This window comes from Methylobacterium sp. A54F (assembly GCF_053346035.1).
In genome coordinates, this window is record NZ_JBKFBF010000094.1 from 1 (window position 1) to 318 (window position 318).

1 pseudogene is annotated in these 318 nt (G+C 77.4%); it reads left to right on the forward strand.

Going from position 1 to position 318, the window contains the following annotated elements:
* Positions 1-318 (forward strand): annotated as a pseudogene (locus tag ACLBXP_RS25490) (efflux RND transporter periplasmic adaptor subunit); the annotation flags it as partial.

Consider the following 318-nt stretch of genomic DNA (forward strand, 5'->3'; position numbering starts at 1 on the left):
CCTCGCCAACGGGACCGCCTCGGCCACGCTCTACGCCGAGGGCGAGGCGACCTATCCGGCGCGGCTGCGCGAATTGTCCGCCATCGCCGATCCGGCCACCCGGACCTACCGGGCGCGCTACATCCTCTCGGGCGGCGGCGAGGACGCAGCCCTCGGCGCGACCGTGACGCTCCGCCTGAAGGCGGCGGAGGCCGGGCGCCGCCCGACGGTCGCGGTGCCGCTCGCCGCCCTGTTCGATTCCGGGAGCGGCTCGGCCGTCTGGCGGTTCGACGCGGCCACCGGAACCGTCGCGGCCCAGCCCGTCGCCGTCGCGCGCCT